The organism is Lysinibacter cavernae, assembly GCF_011758565.1.
Lineage (GTDB): Bacteria > Actinomycetota > Actinomycetes > Actinomycetales > Microbacteriaceae > Lysinibacter > Lysinibacter cavernae.
This window is the reverse complement of the sequence record NZ_JAAMOX010000001.1, coordinates 1,434,338-1,453,887: the sequence shown is the minus strand read 5'-3', so window position 1 is coordinate 1,453,887 and position 19,550 is coordinate 1,434,338. Positions and strand designations below refer to the sequence as shown.

Genomic DNA, 19,550 nt, shown 5'->3' with positions numbered 1-19,550 from the left:
CATCATGAACGGCTCCACGCGGAGCGCAAGCCGCACGCGGTTCTTGAGGATTCGGGCGTTGCTCGTCGGTGGCCTCGTGCTTGGCGTTGGGGCGGCGGTGACGATGGCCTCGTGGGTTGATAACGAGGTTGCCACTGGGGCGTTCGGCGCGAGCATTTTTAATACCGTGTCCTCGTCTCAGGGCTCGGCATCCGACCATCACACAACGGCGCCTGGTGCAGCGCTCACCTTCAATGCGGCGGCGATGTCACCTGGGACGTCTGGGTACGCGTGGTTGAACGTGCAGACGACGCCGCAAACCAACGTGACCGGCAGCTTGAACCTTTCAGGACAGACATTCAGCAATACGAGTGCTGTGGCACTGTCGCCGTATCTGCAGTATCGGATCGTGCTGTTGCCAAACGCGACCGCAACGTGCGCGGCGGCCTCGTTCGCCGGCACTCCCTCGTGGGTGACCCCGGCGACGGGGGCGTACACGGTTGCGACGGCGGCCTTGCCGGCGTCAGTATCCGTGCCCCTTTCGACCGCGGGAACCACCGTGCAGCGGCTCTGCGTCGAAGTGCAATTGCAACCGCTCACGCCGAATGATCGGCAGGGTCAGACGGCGACGCTGCAGTGGACGTTCACCGCGACATCGTCGAGCTAACCGGCCAAAGGACCAGTGAGGAGGTGAACGCCATGACTGCACACCGGATACAGCCTCGTCACGGTCGAACCGGTCACAGCGGAATGGCCCGCATCGGAAGCATCGGGCTCACCCTAGCGTCGTTTGCTGGCCTCATGTGCCTTGTGCTCGTTGCGGTTGCGTTGGTGTTCAAGATAACGCTCATCATGTTTTCGACCGGTTCGATGAGCCCCACGATTCCGGCAGGTTCTGTTGCCGTAGTCAAAGAGATTCCGGCGTCCGAGATCCGAGTTGGCGACGTTGTGACGGTTGACCGGCAGGATCAGCTGCCAATCACTCACCGAGTGACCTCGGTCGTGAGTGCGTCGGGAGGGGAAGCGGGCGCAACGACCTTTACGATGCAAGGCGACGCCAATGCCGTGCCGGATGTAGCGCCATACACCGCCACGCGCGCCAGGCTCGTGCTGTTCTCAGTCCCCGGACTTGCGCCGTTCATCGTCGCGGCGTCGCAGCCGCTTGTGCTTGGAACGATTTCGCTTGCGGCCGCAGCGCTGATTACCTGGGCATTTTGGCCGAGGGAGCACGCTCAGCGGGGCGGCAGGTACCTGGCGTCTCGAAGGAGCCGCCAGGCTTCAGCCCACCGGGATACCGAGCCGGCTACGAGCGGAATAGCTGCGGTGATTGGCGGCGGGTTGGTCCTCGTCATTGCCCTTGTCCCGGTGCTTGGTGTGCCGGTTCGTGCGCATGCGGCGCTCCACGAAGAAGTGATTGCCGGAAAATGGATTACCCTCACCTCGATCGGTGACCGCGACCTCATGGGGGATATCACCGACGGTGCCGTTGTGCCGTGGCAAGTTGGCGTGAGTTCAACGGCGAAAGAATCCGGCCGAATCAGTATTGCCCTTGCCGCCTCTGGCACCGTCACGAGCGGCCTCGACGTTCGTATCCGGGTGTGCAATACCCGCTGGGTTGATGGTGCCTGTAGCGGAGTGGAACGAGAGGTGCTACCCCAACGCGATGTCTCGTTGGTTCCCGCAGTTCGCAACGTGCGCGAGCATATGCTGACGACGATGTCGCCAGATACCGAACGTTGGTTACTGGTTGAGGTTTCCGCCCCCGACGATCTTGGAACTGGCGGCTCAACCGTGCTGAGCGTGCACGCCTGGGGCTCAGGCGATTCGGTCGCAACTCCGGTTCTGCCGGGCATTCCGGGGTCTTCAGGTGGAAGCTCGGTGGGCGGCGATCGGCGAGCGGATGCCGGCCGGCTCACTGGGACAGGGATCGTCCCGTTCTTGCTTGCCCCGGTTGCCGCCGCAATTGGCGTTGGTGCCGTGGCGTTTATCGCTCGGGGTCGCCATCGCGGCGCGCATCGCAGTGACGCTCGGAGGAGCGGGTCATCATGAAACGGATGCGCGTGGTTACGAGCCTCATCACTGCACTGTCAGTGATGATTGTGACGGCGGCGCTCGCCTCGACGCCAACAACGGAAGCGACCTGGGCAGACAGAGAAACCGGCACAGGATTGATTGGTGCGGTGAGCCTTGCCTCGCCCCTCAGCACCGTCCAGTGTGAGTATCTTCCAGCGCTTGGGCTGAACCCAACGGTCAGGGTGTATTGGAAACTTCCCGACAGCATGGTCGGGGTGGGCGCGGTGCAATACGGTTACGTGAGCGACGGACTCTTGCTTCCGGTTACCGGGGCGCTACTTGGCTCGGTCACCACAACAGGCACCCAAGCAACGGGGTATACAACCGTGTACGGCGGCGGCCTCCTTGGCGGGTTGCTTGGGGGCAACATCGTTGTTGGCGTTCGTACGGCAATCGTGACGGCCGGGGCAACAACCTGGTACTCGCCGTGGCTGACGGCAACGGCATCCGCAGGGATCGCGGGAGCAGGCGCAAAATGTGTGGCGTCGGACAGACCAACCTAGCCAGGGGTACTGGTTGGGGGCTAGGCTCAGGATCAGGCCCAACAGCTGCCGTCGCATCGATGCGGCGGCTGCCGAAACTTTCCGAAGCGATCACACCCACAGGAGAGCACGATGACTGATACGCAGGTATTCAACGCAACCGTCACCCGCCGCTATGGCGAGACCTCACAGGCAAAGGGCTGGCTGATTCACGTCTTCGACGCCAGCGGCAAACCGGTCGACGAGATCAAAGTGAGTCGTGACGCCGATAACGGGCTCGGCTCGGCAGAGGCCATTTACGAGGCGTTGAGCGATCGCTACGACGTGAGCCGGGACGACCTGCGCGACGCCGATCTTGAGGGCGATAATCCTCGACTTGAACTGCTGTCGCTGCGGCGCAGGGGATAGCTGTCGATTATTTGCCGGTGAGGCGTTGGATGACGGCGAGGGCATCCTCAACTGAGGCATGGTTTTGGTCGTGGTAGCGCTCTTCGGTCATGATGGCCGTGTTGTAGTAGATGCCGTCGCTGATGAGCAGGATGGTTTGCGCAAGTTGCTCGTCGCCGACCGCTTCGTAGAGCACGTCGTGCCACTGCACTCTGAGGGTGTGGAGCGCGTCTCTCGCGGCGGGGGAGTCGGTTGCGAGTCGCATCGTTGCGATGATCGCGTTGTCAAACTTGCTGCCTTCGCTCACTGAGGTGCGGATGAAGTATTCAACCGGGCCGAGGGGGGACGTGCGGATCTTGATGAGATCCGCCGCCGCGAGCACATCAAGTTCTGCGATGAGCCCGGAGGCGAGGGCCTCCTTTGACGGGAAATGATAGAGGAGCCCGCCTTTTGAGACGCCGGCGAGGGCCGCAACAGCGTCGAGAGTCGCCGCTCGTTCGTTGCCCTCCATTAAAAGGGAGGTGTAGGCCTCGAGGATGCGCTCGCGTGCGGTTCCTGCTGATTCGGACATGGTCTTCATGCTAGCTGTCCTTTTCCTTAAATTCTTCTGACCCCACTAGGCTACTGTACCGGGTAGACGGTATAGTAATACGGTTCCCGTTTGCGGCCGCCGCCGCCAAACACCGATCTCCAGGAGTTTCATCGTGTCTCGCCCATCCCGTCTCAGCAACGTCGCGTCACCAGAGCGCGCGGGAGCCAAAGAATGGATTGCACTCGCGGCCCTCATGCTGCCCGTGCTGCTGGTGTCGGTTGATAACACGGTCCTCAGCTTTGCGCTGCCACAAATCGCGGAGGCCCTGCAGCCGTCGGCAACCGAGCAACTGTGGATTATTGACGCATACCCACTTGTCCTCGCCGGTCTTCTCGTCACTATGGGAAGCATGGGCGACCGCTTTGGCCGCCGCAAGCTCCTGCTCATCGGCGCGACCGGCTTTGCTGTCATCTCGGTGCTCGCAACATTCTCAGAGACCGCGTTTCAGCTCATCCTTGCCAGGGCCTTCCTCGGTTTCTTTGGCGCGATGCTCATGCCGTCGACGATGTCGCTCCTGCGCAGCACGTTCCGCGACCGCGAACAGCGCCGGCTCGCCATCGCCATTTGGGCGAGTGGATTTGCGGCGGGCTCTGCCATGGGCCCGCTCGTTGGTGGGCTCCTGCTGGCGAACTTCCCCTGGGGCTCAGTCTTCCTGATCGCCGTTCCGGTACTCGTACCCATGCTCATCCTCGTGCCGCTGCTTGTGCGCGAGTCGCGCGATCCAAACCCGGGCCCAATTGACCCCCTCAGCATCCTGCTGTCGATGGTCGCAATGTTTGGCGTTGTCTACGCGATCAAGCACTTTGCGAGCGAGGGCTTCGACGTGCTCGGTGTTGCATTCCTCGTTGCCGGCTTGGCCGTTGGGTACCTCTTTGTGCGTCGCCAACTGCGGCGGCCAATCCCGCTGCTCGAAGTTCGCCTCTTTAAGAACGGAATGTTCAGCGGCGCGATTCTCGTCAACCTGCTGAGCGTTATCGCGCTCGTTGGGTTCCTCTTCTTTGTGTCGCAGCACCTGCAAATCGTGCTTGGACTTGACCCGGTTGCCGCCGGCCTCGTGCTGCTGCCTGGCATGATCATCATGATCGTGTTTGGGTTGGCAATCGTGCCAATCGCGAGGCGCGTGCCGCCGACCATCCTCGTGCCGATCGGCCTGCTCGTTTCCGCGGCGGCCTACCTTCTTATAGCGGTTGCGCCGAGCGACCCAAGCGTCGGCCGGATGATGCTCGCCTTCGCGATGCTCGGTGCCGGAATCGGCGCGGCCGAAACAATCTCGAACGACCTCATCCTTGCCGAGGCTCCCGCCAATAAAGCGGGGGCGGCATCCGCGCTCTCCGAAACCGCCTACGAGGTTGGTGCCGTACTCGGGACGGCGCTGCTTGGCGGCATCCTCACGGCCAACTACCGTTCGGAGTTGAAGCTGCCTTCGGCCCTGAGCCCAGCCGACGGAGCCATCGCCAGCGAAACGCTTGCCGGAGCCCATAACGTTTCGGAGCGTGTCGGCGGCTCGCTCGGCGACGAGGTCATGGCCGCGGCAACGCACGCCTTCGAGAGCGGCGTTGGCCTGACCTCGATGCTCGGGGCAATCCTCATGGTCGCGGCGGCCGTTGTTGCGTGGCGCACGCTTCGCCCGCAGGCGGAACCCGTACTGACCAAGTAACGCCCGCTCGCGGGGTGCGTATTCGCTCGTGGGGTGCAGAATTTTGCACCCCACGAGCGAATACGCGCCCCACGAGGCTGCTGAATCGGGGAGTAGGCTAGAGAAGTTCGATTGAGTCCGCGATGAGTAGCAGGAGCAGAAGTGACCCGACAGATCAAACTGGCCGTTATCCCCGGTGATGGAATCGGCCCAGAAGTCATTACCGAGGCCAATAAGGTACTGGATGCCGTGCTCGTCGGCACCGACGTCGCGATCGAACGCACACACTTCTCGCTCGGAGCCGCCCGCTACCTCGAGACCGGCGACACCCTGACCGACGAAGACCTCGACGCTATCAAGCAGAATGACGTGATTTTGCTCGGAGCTGTTGGCGGCGCCCCTGGCGACCCCCGCCTCGCAAACGCCAACATCGAGCGTGGTCTGCTGCTCAAGCTGCGTTTTTCGCTTGACCACTACGCCAACGTGCGTCCGAGCATCCTGCTGCCGGGAGAATCCTCGCCGCTGAGCAACCCGGGCGACGTCGATTTTGTTGTCGTTCGAGAAGGAACAGAGGGACCCTACGTTGGCAACGGCGGCGCCATCCGCGCAGGCACGCCCCACGAGATTGCCAACGAGGTGTCGATCAACACCGCGCACGGCGTCGACCGCGTTGTACGCTACGCCTTCGAACTTGCGCAGTCGCGCCCGGCAAAGAAGCTCACGCTCGTGCATAAGACCAACGTGCTGGTCTTCGCGGGCGCCCTGTGGAAGCGTCACGTGGATGCCGTTGCAGCCCAGTACCCCGACGTCACCGTTGACTACCTACACGTCGACGCGGCAACTATATTTTTGGTGACCGATCCTGCTAGATTTGATGTCATCGTTACGGATAACCTCTTTGGCGATATTCTCACCGACCTCGCAGGCGCAATCAGCGGCGGCATCGGTCTCGCCGCCTCAGGCAACATCAACCCTGACGGTGACTTCCCAAGCATGTTCGAACCGGTTCACGGTTCCGCTCCGGACATTGCAGGCCAGCAGAAAGCCGATCCCTCGGCGGCAATCCTTTCGGTTGCCATGATGCTTGACCACCTGGGCCTCCCCGAGCAGGCCGCCCAAATTCGCGACGCCGTTGCCGCAGATGTAGCCGAGCGCAACGGCCAGGCCTCACGCACCAGCGAAATTGGCGACCGTATCGCGCAGCGCATCACCGCATCCGTGACCCAGCGCGCGTAGCACACACGTTATTCACCTCCTTGAACCTGTAGGAAGTAGTCATCATGACCGCAACAACCACCGCACCGCTTTCGTTCACCGTTTCGCACCCGGCGGCGCCAGTGCCCGACGCCCAGCGCGAGGCTATCCTCGCCGAGCCCGGCTTTGGCAAGCACTTCACCGATCACATGGTGAGCATCGACTGGACGCTTGAGGATGGCTGGACCAACGCGCAGGTCGTGCCCTACGGGCCGATTCAGATGGACCCGGCCGCGTCGGTGTTGCACTACGCCCAGGAGATCTTCGAGGGGCTCAAGGCCTACCGTCACGAGGACGGCTCGATCTGGACGTTCCGCCCTGAGGCGAACGGCAAGAGACTGCAGCTGTCAGCCAAGCGCCTCGCGCTACCAGAGCTCTCGGTTGAGGACTTTGTCCAGTCGCTTCGCGAGCTCATCGCGGTTGATGGTGACTGGGTGCCATCAGGCGAAGACATGAGCCTCTACATTCGCCCGTTCATGATCGCCAATGAGAGTTTCCTCGGCGTGCGCTCGGCCCAGAAGGCGAGCTACATGGTCATCGCGAGTCCTGCTGGCCCCTACTTCGCCGGTGGCGTGAAGCCGGTTTCGATCTGGCTATCGACCGAGTACTCTCGTGCCGGACGCGGCGGAACTGGCGAGGCCAAGTGCGGCGGAAACTACGCGTCATCGCTGCTTCCTCAGATGGAGGCCGCGGAGAACGGTTGCTCGCAGGTGCTCTTCCTTGACGCCGTTACTCAGGAGTACATTGACGAGCTTGGCGGCATGAACGTGTTCTTCGTGAAGAAGGACGGCAACCTGCTCACGCCGAACCTCAACGGCAACATCCTGCACGGTGTGACCCGCGCGAGCATCATCCAGCTGGCAAAAGACCGCGGGCTTGAGGTTGAAGAACGCCCCATCTCGATCAACGAGTGGAAAGAGGGGTTCACCAACGGCGATATCGTTGAGGCCTTTGCCTGCGGAACCGCGGCGGTTGTCACCCCGATCAACGAGCTTAAGGGAGCCGACTTCTCGGTCGGTGACCCCAACGCGCCAGCTGGCGAACTCACCCTGTCGCTGCGCGAAGAACTCACAGACATCCAATACGGTCGTCGCCAAGACCGCCACGGCTGGATGACGCGCCTCGACGCTTAACCGGCAGCGGCCCGACCCCTCAGCGGGTGGGGCCGCAGCTCATTTTTTCGATGTAACCACGGCAGAAAGTAAGTCATGCAGATTATCCGATTCAGTCACGACGAGGACATCGCCTATGGCATCGTTGACGACGGCGAAGTTGTTGTGCTCGCCAACGACCCGATGTTTGCCGGGTTCGACACAACGGGGGAGCGGATTCCGCTTGCCGACGTGACCCTGCTGGCCCCGGTCATCCCTCGCTCGAAGGTCGTCTGCGTTGGCAAAAATTACCAGGACCACGCGGCAGAAATGGGTGGTACCGCCCCAGAAGCACCGCTGCTGTTCCTCAAGCCAAACACCTCGGTCATTGGGCCTGGAGACACCATTGTGCGCCCTCCCCAGTCGGATCGTGTTGAGTTTGAGGGCGAGCTTGCCATCGTGATCGGCCGCATCGCCAAGAATGTGTCGGCCGAGAACGCGCTCGACTACGTCTTTGGCTACACCGTTGCCGTTGATGTCACGGCTCGCGACCTGCAATACGCAGACGGACAGTGGGCGCGCGGCAAGGGCTTTGACACGTTCTGCCCACTCGGACCGGTCATCGAGACCGAGTTTGATGTTGATTCTGCCCAGCTCACGACCCGCGTCAACGGCGAGGTCAAGCAGGATGCGCCAACGTCACTCATGATTCACAAGATCGCCGACATCATCGCTTATTCATCAAGCGTCTGGACCATGTTGCCCGGCGACGTGATCCTCACGGGAACCCCTGCTGGCGTTGGGCCGATTGTGGCTGGCGACAGCCTTGAGGTTGAAATCTCTGGTATCGGCACGCTGCAGAACCCGGTTCGCTAGACGGTCGTCGTGACTGGTGGTGCGCGGAGTGGACGAGGGCGTTCGAGGTGAGGTTCAGATGACCGAATTGACGAGGGCAGCAACCCGTTCCGCCCGCCCTGGTGAACCAAAATACCAGTGGCTGAAATCGGTGCTCATCGAGCATATTGACAGCAGCCTGACGGTTGGCGACCCCATCCCCTCTGAGCGCGACCTGGCCGCAGAGTTCGGGATGTCGCGGATGACGGCCCGCCGGGTGCTTTCCGACCTCGTCGAGGAGGGCCGCATCGAGCGCAAGGTTGGCTTGGGCACGTTTGTGTCGTCGCCGAGCATCCGGTTGCCCATCACCCTGACCTCGTTTACGCACGATATGACGGTCAGGGGCATGCAGGCGGGGTCGCGCATCCTCGAGTTTGTGCGTGAGACGCCGCAGCCAATTATTAAGCAGCAGCTAGACCTTGCACCCGGGGCCGAGATCTTCCGAATCGTCCGGCTGCGCCTTGCCGACGGTGAGCCGATGGCCCTTGAGCGCGTGCATTTGGATGCCTCCGTTGCGCCGAAACTGACGGCAGCCGACCTTGAGGATGCGTCGCTGTACGACTTCCTCTGGCGAAGCGAGAGCATCGTGTTTGCGTCGGGAACCCAGACGATTCAGGCCAAAAACCTCGACGCGGAGAGCGCGAAACTCTTGGGGGCTGAGCAGGGCGATGCCGTACTCCACCTCACGAGAACGAGCACGTGGCACGGTCGCAAGGTGGAGTACACGGTGTCCGCCTATCGGGCGGACCGCTACGAGCTCTCTACTGAGATTTCGTCGCCGCAGTAACTGCTGCTCGCCTGGCAGGGTCTGCCGCGAGCATCTCCGGGATTCGCTCGGCGTAGTGCGCCATGAGGTCGTCATTGCTCGAGCCTGCGGTTGCGATGTTTGCGCTCCGCCACACCGGTAGGCTCGGGTCTGCTTCGTAGAGCGCAACGAGTACGCAGTCCCAGAGCACGGTATTTGTGATCGATGAGACGGGCGCCGTCACCGAAGTGCCACCAACCGGCCAGCTCGCGTCGCCAGAGGGTACGAGCGTGTCGAGCACAACATCCGCGATCTCGAAGAGCCGCTGGCCGGCGCGCTGCGGCGCCAGCTGGGAAGCGCCTACTGACGTGACCGCGATCACGGTCGCCCCACGCTCACGGGCACCGAGCGCAATCTCGAGCGGGTACGGGTTGATGCCAGAGGTTGAAAACAAGACAACCGTGTCCCTTGCCTCGACGGTGGATGCGTCGATCACCGAACGGCCGAGCCCAGGCGTGCGCTCTGCCTGCGTTGACAGCGCCGCCCCGTTGAACGGCAGGACGTCGGCGTGCCAGAGCGGACGGACGGGCGCGAGGCCACCCGCGCGGAAGAAGGTTTCCATAACGGCGGCGAGCGAATGACCTGCCCCGGCGGTGTACACGACCCCGCCGTTGTCGAGGGTGTGCCGGATGCGGTCGGCCGCCTTGGTGACGGTCTCTCGGTTCCCCTCGATCACCCGGTTGACCAGCGCGGAAATCTCATTCCCAAACTCGGTGAGGGCCTCCTGTGCGTTGCTGTCGGAGGGCACAGCGACGTTACTCACGGTTCAGAACCCCCTCAAGCAGTGCGTCGAGGGCGGAGGGCTCCGCGGTCCTCAGCTCGTTCGCGAGACCCTTCTGCAGCGCAATCGCGAGGTTCTGGATGACCTCAAGATGCCCGCCGCCTTCGAGCGCGCAGAACGACAGCACGAGGTCAACAGGATCGTTGCTTTGGTGCCCAAACTCAACCGGCTGCTCCAGCCGGAGGAGCGAAAGGCCCCTGCCGAGGGCTCCTGCCTCTGGCCTTGCGTGTGCAAGCGCGAGACCCTTCGTGAGCACAATGTACGGACCGTTGGCATGCACCGAGTCGACGCAGGCCTGCGGGTAGTCGGCGTTGGCAGCTCCGATATTCACGAGGAGCGCCGCGCTCTGGAGCGTTGCGTCCTCCCATCCGGATGCCGTCCCAACGGCGGAGGCTACGAGAGCGTTCCCCGCCATTAGAGCCATCCCTGCTCGGTGAGGGCAGGCACAAGCTTGGCTTCGAGGGCTGCGTCGTCGATGAAGTCATCAACGGTTACCACGACGGGGGCCATTCCTACCAGCTCACTCATGTGCATTCCCTGGCCAACCAGGACGTCAACGCTCATGCCGCGCGCGCTCGACAGGTCGGTGTTGGTGACGCGCGCTCGGATGCCGAGCCTGTCGAACACGGTATCGGCGGTCATCTTCAGAATCAGGCTTGTCCCCATACCAAGGCCGCAAACGGCAAGTACTTCGAGGGGTTCTGGTCGGGTGGTCATGATGCTCCTTAGTTGGTTGCTGCGTCGGGCTGAGCGTCAGCCGCAGCGTCGGTTTGGCGTGTTGAGGTTGTTTCGTTTGCGGCGTTTGCCTCGTTCCGCTGCGCGGTACGTTGGCGCTTGCCGAGGATAACGAGGATGACGCAGGTGATAGCGACAACGCCGCCGGCGATGATCCAGATGCCAAACTCTCCGAGGGGAGCGAGGACCGAACCGAGGCCGAGGAGCGTCCAACCGACCCCGTACCAGTCGGCGTCCGCGAGGGCGGCCAGCTCAGGAGCGGTTGCGCTGTAGAGTCCCCAGCTGATCCACTGGCCGAGGCTCAGGACGATGCCGTTGACGACGCCACCGAAGACCGCGCCGCGCCATCCTGCAACGGCGTTGCCAAAGACGCCACCGGCGCCACCACCAAAGAACAGCATGATCATTGGCGGGACAAGCACAAACCAACCAGCCGAGGCGAAGACCATCATGAAGATGAGGAAGACGACCGTTGAGCTCAGGAATCCGATCATCACGGCCGTAGGTGCCTTCGGGAAGGTGACGGGGATGTCAAGTGCTGGCTTGGTGCCCGGGAGTAGCTTGTCAGCGATGCCCTTGAACGCCGGGATGATCTCGGCGAGGAAGGTGCGAACGCCAAAAAGCAGAATCGCGATACCCGCGGCAAAGCGAAGCGCCTGCAGCAGGCCCCAAGCCCAGGGGAGCAGGCTCGAGTCGCCCATTTGTTCGCTGACTACGTTTGCGTCGGCAAAGGCGATAGCGATGAGCATGATGACGCTGATGACCAGCGCGGTCGAGACGTTGATGTCTTTGAAGAACGAAATTTGCCGTGGCAGTTTGAGCTTCTCCGAGTCGTGCTTTTCCGGGTTCCCAAGCTTAAGCGCCTTCGCGCCGTATCCGGAGAGCAGCCCGATGGTTGAGTCGGTGTGGGCGAGACCAAACTGGTCGTGGCCCATCAGCTTTTTCATGAGCGGGGCAATCCAGAGCGGCTGCAGCGTCCAGTAGCAGGCAATGATGAGCGCAGAGGCGACAACAAGAATCCATGGTTCAACATCGCCAAAGGCCTCGATGAGGGATGCCGCGATCACGATGCTCATCCAGAGCATGAGGTGCCCGGTGAGGTACACGTAGCGTGCGGCGGGGAAGATGCGCACAACAATCAGGTGGATGAGGAATCCGACCGCGATGATGAGCGGAACAACCGACCCTGGGCCTGCGAGGAACTCGTTGAGCGTGCTTTCTGATTTGGGCGGTTCAAGCCCAAACGCGCTGGATACGACCGCTTGGAAGGCGACGAGTCCGCCAACGAAGATGTCGATACCGATCGTGAGGATGACCACACCAACGATTGCTCGAATGGTGCCGCCGACCACGTCCTCGATCGGTTTGCGCTGCAAAATAAGGCCGAGGCATGCAATAAGGCCAATCAGGATCGGGACCTGACTGAAAATATTGTTGGCGACGCCTTCCAAGATTGATAACAAGATGTCCACTGTGACCTCCAACTCATCAATGGTATATACCACTATTAAGTGAAAACAATAACACACAGTCCAGCGTTTGAGAATGGGGCGAGAACAGGATGTGTTGGCAGGCTCGGTTGCCGGTCAATTGTGAGTGTTCTTTGTTGTCAGCGCGCGCAGCAGGCGACTGGATTTCCGCAGGCCTGGTTAATCTTCCCAGCGGTACTCAAGCTCTGGACGGCCTGGCGTTCCATAACGCGGCTCACGGGAGACCTGTCTCGTGCTCGTCAGATACTCAAGATAACGGCGGGCCGTGATCCGTGAAACGGCGACCGCCTCGGTCAGCTCGCCAGCAGAAACCGCCGCATCGGTCGAACGAAGATAGCCAACAATCGAGCTCAGGGTCTCTGGCGAGAGACCCTTTGGCAACGGATTATTTCCGCTCGTCCGCAGCGCAGAAAGGGCGGCGTCGATATCGCCCTGCACAATCTCCTGCTGGGTGCCAACTGCCGAAAGCTCTCCGGTCAGCTCCGCGGCAAACTGCCGATAGCGAGCGAGCTTTTCGGCAAACGCTGCAAACGAAAAGGGTTTGAGAATATACTGCATCACCCCAAACGAGATCGAGGCTCGCACCGTTTCAAGCTCACGAACGGCGGTCACCGCGATGATATCGACCCGCAGCGATGCGGCCCGAATGCGCCTGGCCACCTCGATTCCGCTCATATCGGGAAGATTCATATCGAGCAGCACAACGTCCACCCCGAGGGATGCAGCCGGCGACAGCATCCCAAGCGCCTCTAACCCCGAGTGTGCAACGCCAACAACCGTAAAGCCAGGAACCCGTGTGACATATGCGGCGTGTGCCTCGGCCGTTGTTGGTTCATCCTCAACAATCAGGACTCGGAGCAGCTGCGTCATTGCGGTGCCTTTCGGTCGGGGGTCGGCGTGACCGGGGCAGTGTTGCCGTTGAGGTTGGCATCAGAGGTGATAGGCAACACAACGGTGAACCGTGCACCCTCCGAAGCCGTGGCTCGATCCTGAACGCTCAACGTACCGCGAGAACGCCGCACTGCCTGCGTGACGAGTGCGAGGCCAACGCCCCTGCCAAAGCCGTTGCCGGGTTTACTCGTGTACCCGCGGCGAAGGATGTCGTCTGGCGAGACCCCCCTCAGGCCAGGGCCGCCGTCGATGACCGTCAGAACCAGCTCTGTTGCTGACGCGATGAGTTCGATCTCAACCCAGCGGTCATCGGGGGAAGCCTGCTCGGCCACAGCATCCAGCGCGTTATCGATGAGATTGCCGAGGATTGTGACCGCATCGTGCACATCGATGAGGCCAGAAGGAATGCGACCCTCCGTGACGATGCTGAGCTCGATGCCACGCTCATCCGCCTGGGCCGTTTTGCCAACAAGAAGCGCAGAGAGCACCGGCTCGTCCACCGATTCCATGACCCTATCGGTGAGGCGCTGACCCTGTGCCAGGTCGTCGGTTGCGAAGCGAACGGCCTCGTCTCCCTTGCCAAGCTCAACGAGGGTCACCATCGTGTGCAAGCGGTTTGCGTGCTCGTGGGTCTGCGAGCGAAGGGCATCCGCCATGGTGTGCACCGTGTCGAGCTCCGAACTGAGTTTTCGGAGGTCGGTGCGGTCGCGGAGGATGACAAGGGTGCCGAGCGAGGAGCCGGCCTTCCCGCCGGTTCTTGCAGCGCGTTGGCTCACGAGAAGTACCCGGTCGCCAACCAGCACCACCTCGTTCTCGACGGTTTTTCCGCTCGCGAGGAGGCTCACGAGTTCGGAGGGAAGCTGGCCAGTTGCCGCGCTATGTTCGGCGCTGACGCCCTCACGGAGTGTCAGGCCGAGCAGCTCGGCCGCGCGATCGTTGTGCAGCACCAACTCGCCACCGGGGCTGAGCAAGAGCATCCCGTCGTCAATCGAGTGCAGCACCGCGTCGTAGAACGCGTACATCTGTCCGATCTCCTCTGGGCCACGCCCAAACGTCACCCGCTGCAGGTAGCGCCGCAGCCCGACAGCGACGATGGCCCCGCCGGCGAGCAGGGTTGCGGCAATCGCGATGATGAGGGGGAGGCGCTCGAGCAGTTGCGAATTGTTGTTTTCGACCGTAACGCCAGTGGAGACAACGGCGACGATGCGCCCGTCATTCGAGTAAATCGGGGCGATGCCGCGAATAGTTGGCCCAAGCGGTCCGTCCTGCATCTGATTGACGGTTCGGCCGGCGAGGGCGTCGTCAATAGACCCGGCAAATGTTCCGCCAATCTCGGACGGGTACCGGTGAGTAAAACGGGTGCGGTCCGTTTGCATGATGGTGACAAAATCGGCGTGCGCAGAATCCATGACGTCAACGGCATACGGCTGCAAGAGCGCAGTAGGGTTTGGCGACTGGACGGCATCGATGACAAACGGGTTGACCGCGAGCGAGGCCGCGAGCGAACGCATCCGTTCCATAGCGTTCTGTTCGGCCTGGCGGCCAGCATCCACATAGAGCGCGAGCGTGAGTGCACCAACCATCACGGCAACGAGGCAGAGCTGTCCCACGAAAAAACGCGTCGCTATACTCCATTGCCGCATTGACATATTCTTCCACCGACTCGTTGGCGCATGGGGGATAACGCCATGAACAGTATGAACGCAAAGACCACACTCGCGCGAACTTACCGCAGACTGTCACAAGTCGTTCAGCCATTCACACAAAGGAGTCGTCATGGCGAAATCCCCCGTCGTCCAGCCAGCGGGCGCTGTCAAGAAGCGCAAAGGCATCGACAAATCCCACTATCTCTACATCGCGGTTATCGTTGCGGTTGTTGGGGGAGCCGTGCTTGGCCTCACCCTTCCTGAGTTCGCTAAAGAGCTCAAGCCGCTTGGTGATGCCTTTGTTGCGCTCATCAAGATGATGATCGCCCCCGTGATTTTCTGCACGATTGCCCTCGGTGTTGGTTCGGTCGCCAAAGCGGCAACCATTGGGAAAGTAGGCGGGCTTGCGCTCGGATATTTCATCATCATGTCGACGTTTGCACTTGCCATCGGGCTGTTCGTTGGCAACCTCATCCACCCTGGCGAGGGCCTCAACCTCAGCAACATGCACTACGACGCTCCCGCGGCGGCTGCGGACAGCGGAACGACGTCGTTCATCATGGGCATCATCCCAACGTCGTTGCTCTCGTCGCTCACCGCCGGCAACATCCTGCAGACCCTGTTTGTTGCGTTGCTTGTCGGATTTGCTCTGCAGAAGATGGGCGCGGCGGGAAAGCCCATCCTGACCGCCATTGGCCAGATTCAGACGCTTGTCTTCCGGTTGCTCACCATGATTATGTGGTGCGCTCCCGTCGGAGCCTTTGGCGCGATCGCGGCCGTTGTTGGTTCGACCGGCTTCCAAGCCATCGTGAGTATGGCAACCCTGATGGTTGCGTTCTACATCACCTGCATCCTCTTTATCGTGGTTGTGCTCGGCTCCCTACTGTGGATGGTCGCACGAGTGAGCATCTTCAAACTCATGAAATACCTTGGCCGCGAATACCTGCTCATCTTCTCGACATCGTCGTCCGAGCCTGCCCTTCCCCGCCTGATCGCAAAAATGGAGCACCTCGGCGTCTCAAAACCCGTTGTTGGCGTTACCGTTCCAACCGGCTACTCGTTCAACCTCGACGGAACCGCGATCTACCTCACGATGGCCGCGCTGTTTGTTGCAACAGCAATGGGCAAGCCGCTCGAATTTGGTGAGCAGATCTCGCTGCTGGTCTTTATGATCATCGCATCGAAGGGCGCTGCAGGTGTGACGGGCGCCGGGATCGCAACCCTGGCCGGTGGCCTCCAATCGCACCGCCCAGACCTCGTCGACGGCGTTGGCCTTATCGTTGGCATTGATCGCTTTATGTCGGAAGCCCGCGCGCTGACAAACTTCACGGGTAACGCGGTCGCGACCGTGCTGGTTGGCACCTGGACAAAAGAGATCAATAAGCAGCAGGTGTCTGACGTGCTTGCCGGTCGTGCGCCCTTTGATGAGGCCATGATGGCAGCGGTCAACCATGGCGCCCCCGAACCGGATGATGCCCTCGCCCCCGCGGGTGCTCCCGAGTCAGACACTGCCGGTGCGCCCGAGTCAGACACTGCCGAGCGGCTCTCGGCCGACCTCGCCGACTTCGGCCTGATCGACGCGCAGGTCGCAGCGGAATTTGCGGAGGCAGAACGTGCGGCACTGGCGCCCGCTCCTGCGCCCGCATCCGCGCCCGCATCCGCGCCCGCCCAAGAGGACGGCCCCGGTCGCCCCTGACCACCAGCCCCAACCAGTCCCAACCCGCCCTGACCGCACCCCGACCCAACAATCTGACGCAAGGGTTCCTTCCCCGCCATGGGAAGGAACTCTAGCGTCACTTCTGCGGGCAGCAGATACGTCCGCGTGAGGTCTAGAGCGCCTCGAGCTCGCCGCCCGACATGAGCGTCGTGAGTTCAGGAAGCGTCACGTTCTCCCTCGTGAAGAGCCCGAGGCTTTCGCCCCTACTCAACACCAAGAAGCGCGTGCCGACTGGATACGCGTGCTGCGGATTATGCGTGATGAAGATGACGGCAAGACCGCGGTCGCGAGCCGCCGCAATGCGCTGAAGCACGCGCGCAGCCTGGGTCACTCCGAGCGCAGCCGTTGGCTCGTCGAGGATGAGCACGCGCGCGCCAACATACACGGCTCGCGCGATCGCCACCGACTGCCGCTCGCCGCCGGACAGCGTGCCAACCGGCTGATCGAGGTCGCGGAGGTGGATGCCCATGCTCGCGAGCTGTTCGTTGGCGATGCGTTTCATGCCGGTCACATCGAGCCGCCGCAGCGGCCCCCTGCCGACGGTGCGTTCAGAGCCGAGGAAGAAGTTTCTCCAGACCGGCATCATCGGCACCATTGCGAGGTCTTGGTAGACGGTCGCGATTCCGGCGGCGATGGCATCCCTCGGGCCGGTGAAGGTGACGGGTTCACCGTCGAGCAACAGGCTCCCAGACGTGTGTGGATGCTCACCCGCAACGATCTTGATCAGCGATGATTTTCCGGCCCCGTTGTCGCCGAGGACACAGAGAACCTCACCAGCATCCACGGTCGCCGAAATCCCGCGGAGCGCCTCGATATGCCCATACCGTTTTCCGATCTCGCTGACTTCGAGGAGCGGGGGCATGTGATCGGGGGCGCTGCCCGGCATCGTGCCATCGTGCGCAGCTGGCCTCGGTGATGTTTCGCTCATGACCGAACCCCCACTCGCTTGCTGACCAGCAGGTTCACGAGTACCGCTGCAAGCAGCATCACCCCGAGGAACGCCTTGAGCCAGTTGTTGTCCCACTGGGCAAAGACGATGCCCTGGAGCGTCATGCCGTAGATGAGCGCACCGAGCGCAGCGCCGATGGCGGAGCCGTACCCGCCCGTGAGCAGGCAGCCGCCAACAACTGCGCAGATGATATAGATAAACTCCTGGCCGATTCCGCTCGTAGCCTGCACGGTTGACACGTCAAAGAGCTGAAGCATCCCTACGAGCCAACCGGCCCCAGCTGTTGTCATGAAGAGGCCAAGCTTGGTTCGAAACACGGGGACGCCCATTTGGCGAGCGCTGCGATCTGCCCCGCCAACGGCGAAGATCCAGTTTCCTTGCCGTGCTCGCAGCAGCACCCACGTGGCCACCGCCGTGACCGCCAGCCACCAGAAAATCGAAACTTTGAGGTCAACCCCAAGTAGCGAGATCTTGGAACCGAACAGCATTTTGCCCTGGTCGAAGCCGGAAACCGCGGACATTCCCTGGATAGCCACGCTTCCCGTCACGAGCTTGGTGACCGCGAGGTTAATGCCCTGCAGGATGAAAAAGGTTGCGAGTGTGATGATGAAGCTCGGCAGTCCAGTGCGCACAACGAGCACCGCGTTGAGGGCGCCGATGCCGAGGGCAAGGATCAGGGCGAGCAGCATCGCAAGCCAGATATTCACATCCCACTGCGTTGTGAGTACACCTACGGTCAGGGCCGTAGTTCCCGTCATCGCTCCAGCGGAGAGGTCAAACTCGCCACCGATCATGAGCATGGCAACCGCGACGGCCATGATGCCAAAGAGCGATGCCGAGTACAGCCATGTCGCAACCCCGGCTGGGGTGAGGAAGGCATCGGTAATGATCGAGAAGAAGAGGAAGATCGCGACGGCGGCAACAAGCGCGCCAACTTCTGGTCGGCGAATAAGCCGAGCGCCGAGCGGCCTCGACGCGAGGGGAGTCTCCCTCACGGCGGCTGCGCTACTCAACGCGTGCCGTTCTTGGCAAACTCGGCGACTTTGGCCGCGTTCTCCGCCGTGACAAAGCCTGGCCCGGAATAGACGGGCTGGCCGCCGCCAACCGTGTCGCCGTTGCGGCTCTGCAGCGCGAGAAAGACCACGGGAAGGTACCCCTGAGAATACGGCTGCTGGTCAACGGCAAACAGTACCTTGCCATCGAGAATGAGCTGCGTGACGTCCGCCGAAACATCGAAGGTTGCAACCTGCGCCGAACTGGCCGCCTCCTCGACGGCCTGCGTCGCAGCCGGGGCGAGCGCCGCGTTCAGCGTCAGTACGGCATCGATGCTCGAGTCGCTCAACAGCTGGCTCTTGATCGTATTTTGCGCGTCGGCGACATTCGCAATATCAACCTGCACATTGCTCAGGCTGCCATCGAATGTGTCAGCTGTGCCTTTGCATCGCTCCTCAAGGCCACTATTGCCTGCCTCGTGGATGACGCAGACGGCGTTCTTCACGCCGGCCTCGTTGAGCTTCTCGCCGGTGCGCTGCCCCGCAATGAACTCGCTCTGGCCGACGTGGGTCAGCGCTCCGTACGCCGCCGACTCGTCGAGGCCCGAGTTGATCGTCACGACGGGGATGCCTGCGGCGACGGCATCCTCAACCGCATCCTTCACGCCCTCCGGGTTTGCCATTGAGACAATGATGCCGTCAACCTTGGCCGCAACCGCCGTTGTAATCAGCGAGCTTTGCTTCACGGGATCGCCGTCGCCCTGATACGTGACCGTGACGTCGAGGTCTGAGCCCGCCTGCTCCGCGCCGCTCTTGACCACGTCCCAAAACGTGTCGCCAGGAGTGCCGTGCGTGACAACGGCGAAGGTCAGGTCGTCGGATGCCGAGGAGCCCGCCGCGTCGGAAGATCCCGAACCGGTTGCGCAGCCAGAAAGAAGGAGCGGGATGGCCACAATACTTGCGAGCAGCGAACGGCGTTTCATCTGGATATCCTCCTGGGGCCTTGTGCGGCCATGGCCCCAAGGCGCAACTCCGCGCACGGGGGACGATTGATGGTGAATGCGGCGGGCACAAGCCAACGCGCGCATCCCTTAAGGATAGTCGTCGGCACACGCCCACTCGGCCACGGGGATACGACTACTCAATTCCTGTCTCG

At 61.9% G+C, this 19,550-nt stretch carries 20 protein-coding genes; 10 read left to right on the top strand and 10 right to left on the bottom strand.

Features of this window, described 5'->3' with window-relative positions:
- Positions 1-4: 4 nt before the first annotated feature.
- The 4 genes from FHX76_RS06545 to FHX76_RS06530 all read left to right on the top strand — a co-directional run bounded on the left by FHX76_RS06545 (position 5) and on the right by FHX76_RS06530 (position 2,942).
- Positions 5-646 carry a SipW-dependent-type signal peptide-containing protein gene (locus tag FHX76_RS06545; RefSeq protein ID WP_167149065.1) on the top strand — a complete coding sequence of 214 codons (642 nt, stop codon included), beginning with the start codon at positions 5-7 and terminating at the stop codon, positions 644-646.
- A gap of 32 nt (positions 647-678) precedes the next feature.
- Positions 679-2,028 (top strand): signal peptidase I, encoded by a 1,350-nt coding sequence (locus FHX76_RS06540; RefSeq protein WP_208402455.1) that lies wholly within the window; start codon positions 679-681, stop codon positions 2,026-2,028.
- Positions 2,025-2,555 carry a hypothetical protein gene (locus tag FHX76_RS06535; protein ID WP_167149063.1) on the top strand — a complete coding sequence of 177 codons (531 nt, stop codon included), beginning with the start codon at positions 2,025-2,027 and terminating at the stop codon, positions 2,553-2,555. Before FHX76_RS06540 ends, FHX76_RS06535 begins: the two co-directional genes overlap by 4 nt.
- 111 nt (positions 2,556-2,666) lie before the next feature.
- Positions 2,667-2,942 carry a hypothetical protein gene (locus FHX76_RS06530; RefSeq protein ID WP_167149061.1) on the top strand — a complete coding sequence of 92 codons (276 nt, stop codon included), beginning with the start codon at positions 2,667-2,669 and terminating at the stop codon, positions 2,940-2,942.
- 7 nt (positions 2,943-2,949) lie between these two features.
- On the opposite strand, the gene FHX76_RS16535 is transcribed toward FHX76_RS06530, so the two are convergent.
- Positions 2,950-3,492, bottom strand: coding sequence for a TetR/AcrR family transcriptional regulator (locus tag FHX76_RS16535; RefSeq protein WP_167149059.1), 543 nt, complete (start codon positions 3,490-3,492; stop codon positions 2,950-2,952).
- Between the two features lie 133 nt (positions 3,493-3,625).
- Between FHX76_RS16535 and FHX76_RS06520 the strand changes: the two genes are divergently transcribed.
- From FHX76_RS06520 to FHX76_RS06500, 5 genes are all read left to right on the top strand, one after another.
- Positions 3,626-5,170, top strand: a complete 1,545-nt coding sequence (locus FHX76_RS06520; RefSeq protein WP_341777876.1) for an MFS transporter — start codon at positions 3,626-3,628, stop codon at positions 5,168-5,170.
- Between the two features lie 141 nt (positions 5,171-5,311).
- On the top strand, positions 5,312-6,385 hold the full coding sequence (locus FHX76_RS06515) for a 3-isopropylmalate dehydrogenase (RefSeq protein WP_167149057.1): 1,074 nt from the start codon (positions 5,312-5,314) through the stop codon (positions 6,383-6,385).
- Positions 6,386-6,429: 44 nt separating this feature from the next.
- Positions 6,430-7,536 carry a branched-chain amino acid aminotransferase gene (locus FHX76_RS06510; protein ID WP_167149055.1) on the top strand — a complete coding sequence of 369 codons (1,107 nt, stop codon included), beginning with the start codon at positions 6,430-6,432 and terminating at the stop codon, positions 7,534-7,536.
- A 75-nt stretch (positions 7,537-7,611) separates the two neighbouring features.
- Positions 7,612-8,370: a fumarylacetoacetate hydrolase family protein gene (locus FHX76_RS06505; protein WP_167149053.1), complete on the top strand. Its 759-nt coding sequence runs from the start codon at positions 7,612-7,614 to the stop codon at positions 8,368-8,370.
- 58 nt (positions 8,371-8,428) lie between these two features.
- Positions 8,429-9,175: a GntR family transcriptional regulator gene (locus FHX76_RS06500; RefSeq protein WP_167149051.1), complete on the top strand. Its 747-nt coding sequence runs from the start codon at positions 8,429-8,431 to the stop codon at positions 9,173-9,175.
- On the opposite strand, the gene FHX76_RS06495 is transcribed toward FHX76_RS06500, so the two are convergent.
- The 6 genes from FHX76_RS06495 to FHX76_RS06470 all read right to left on the bottom strand — a co-directional run bounded on the left by FHX76_RS06495 (position 9,150) and on the right by FHX76_RS06470 (position 14,700).
- The gene (locus FHX76_RS06495; protein WP_208402454.1) at positions 9,150-9,956 is read right to left on the bottom strand and encodes a sugar isomerase domain-containing protein; all 807 of its coding nucleotides are present in this window, start codon (positions 9,954-9,956) and stop codon (positions 9,150-9,152) included. The two genes, FHX76_RS06500 and FHX76_RS06495, sit on opposite strands and share 26 nt — an antisense overlap.
- Positions 9,949-10,389 (bottom strand): PTS sugar transporter subunit IIA, encoded by a 441-nt coding sequence (locus tag FHX76_RS06490; protein ID WP_167149049.1) that lies wholly within the window; start codon positions 10,387-10,389, stop codon positions 9,949-9,951. The genes FHX76_RS06495 and FHX76_RS06490 overlap by 8 nt, the downstream gene beginning before the upstream one ends.
- On the bottom strand, positions 10,389-10,691 hold the full coding sequence (locus FHX76_RS06485; RefSeq protein WP_167149047.1) for a PTS sugar transporter subunit IIB: 303 nt from the start codon (positions 10,689-10,691) through the stop codon (positions 10,389-10,391). The genes FHX76_RS06490 and FHX76_RS06485 overlap by 1 nt, the downstream gene beginning before the upstream one ends.
- Before the next feature lie 8 nt (positions 10,692-10,699).
- On the bottom strand, positions 10,700-12,172 hold the full coding sequence (locus FHX76_RS06480) for a PTS ascorbate transporter subunit IIC (protein WP_208402453.1): 1,473 nt from the start codon (positions 12,170-12,172) through the stop codon (positions 10,700-10,702).
- A 186-nt stretch (positions 12,173-12,358) separates the two neighbouring features.
- Complete coding sequence (locus FHX76_RS06475) at positions 12,359-13,069, bottom strand: response regulator (RefSeq protein ID WP_167149039.1); 711 nt, start codon at positions 13,067-13,069, stop codon at positions 12,359-12,361.
- Positions 13,066-14,700: an ATP-binding protein gene (locus FHX76_RS06470; protein ID WP_167149037.1), complete on the bottom strand. Its 1,635-nt coding sequence runs from the start codon at positions 14,698-14,700 to the stop codon at positions 13,066-13,068. Before FHX76_RS06470 ends, FHX76_RS06475 begins: the two co-directional genes overlap by 4 nt.
- A 166-nt stretch (positions 14,701-14,866) precedes the next feature.
- On the opposite strand from FHX76_RS06470, the gene FHX76_RS06465 reads away from it, so the two are divergent.
- Positions 14,867-16,432 carry a cation:dicarboxylate symporter family transporter gene (locus tag FHX76_RS06465; protein WP_167149036.1) on the top strand — a complete coding sequence of 522 codons (1,566 nt, stop codon included), beginning with the start codon at positions 14,867-14,869 and terminating at the stop codon, positions 16,430-16,432.
- A 133-nt stretch (positions 16,433-16,565) separates the two neighbouring features.
- Here the strand turns inward: FHX76_RS06465 and FHX76_RS06460 are convergent, their stop codons facing one another.
- From FHX76_RS06460 to FHX76_RS06450, 3 genes are read right to left on the bottom strand one after another with little or no spacing between them, the layout of a single operon-like run.
- A complete protein-coding gene (locus tag FHX76_RS06460) occupies positions 16,566-17,339 on the bottom strand; it encodes an ATP-binding cassette domain-containing protein (RefSeq protein WP_386762778.1) in 774 nt (257 codons plus the stop codon).
- Positions 17,340-17,377: 38 nt separating this feature from the next.
- The gene (locus FHX76_RS06455) at positions 17,378-18,415 is read right to left on the bottom strand and encodes an ABC transporter permease (RefSeq protein WP_167149032.1); all 1,038 of its coding nucleotides are present in this window, start codon (positions 18,413-18,415) and stop codon (positions 17,378-17,380) included.
- On the bottom strand, positions 18,412-19,377 hold the full coding sequence (locus FHX76_RS06450) for a sugar ABC transporter substrate-binding protein (RefSeq protein WP_167149030.1): 966 nt from the start codon (positions 19,375-19,377) through the stop codon (positions 18,412-18,414). The genes FHX76_RS06455 and FHX76_RS06450 overlap by 4 nt, the downstream gene beginning before the upstream one ends.
- Positions 19,378-19,550 lie beyond the last annotated feature (173 nt).

Bases quoted from the DNA above. Each gene is read 5' to 3' on its own strand.
- FHX76_RS06545 (WP_167149065.1), top strand. From the start codon at position 5: ATGAACGGCTCCACGCGGAGCGCAAGCCGCACGCGGTTCTTGAGGATT.
- FHX76_RS06505 (WP_167149053.1), top strand. From the start codon at position 7,612: ATGCAGATTATCCGATTCAGTCACGACGAGGACATCGCCTATGGCATC.
- FHX76_RS06465 (WP_167149036.1), top strand. From the start codon at position 14,867: ATGGCGAAATCCCCCGTCGTCCAGCCAGCGGGCGCTGTCAAGAAGCGC.
- FHX76_RS06475 (WP_167149039.1), bottom strand. From the start codon at position 13,069: ATGACGCAGCTGCTCCGAGTCCTGATTGTTGAGGATGAACCAACAACG.
- FHX76_RS06485 (WP_167149047.1), bottom strand. From the start codon at position 10,691: ATGACCACCCGACCAGAACCCCTCGAAGTACTTGCCGTTTGCGGCCTT.
- FHX76_RS06490 (WP_167149049.1), bottom strand. From the start codon at position 10,389: ATGGCGGGGAACGCTCTCGTAGCCTCCGCCGTTGGGACGGCATCCGGA.
- FHX76_RS06540 (WP_208402455.1), top strand. From the start codon at position 679: ATGACTGCACACCGGATACAGCCTCGTCACGGTCGAACCGGTCACAGC.
- FHX76_RS06535 (WP_167149063.1), top strand. From the start codon at position 2,025: ATGAAACGGATGCGCGTGGTTACGAGCCTCATCACTGCACTGTCAGTG.
- FHX76_RS06460 (WP_386762778.1), bottom strand. From the start codon at position 17,339: ATGCCGGGCAGCGCCCCCGATCACATGCCCCCGCTCCTCGAAGTCAGC.
- FHX76_RS16535 (WP_167149059.1), bottom strand. From the start codon at position 3,492: ATGTCCGAATCAGCAGGAACCGCACGCGAGCGCATCCTCGAGGCCTAC.
- FHX76_RS06510 (WP_167149055.1), top strand. From the start codon at position 6,430: ATGACCGCAACAACCACCGCACCGCTTTCGTTCACCGTTTCGCACCCG.
- FHX76_RS06530 (WP_167149061.1), top strand. From the start codon at position 2,667: ATGACTGATACGCAGGTATTCAACGCAACCGTCACCCGCCGCTATGGC.
- FHX76_RS06450 (WP_167149030.1), bottom strand. From the start codon at position 19,377: ATGAAACGCCGTTCGCTGCTCGCAAGTATTGTGGCCATCCCGCTCCTT.
- FHX76_RS06500 (WP_167149051.1), top strand. From the start codon at position 8,429: ATGACCGAATTGACGAGGGCAGCAACCCGTTCCGCCCGCCCTGGTGAA.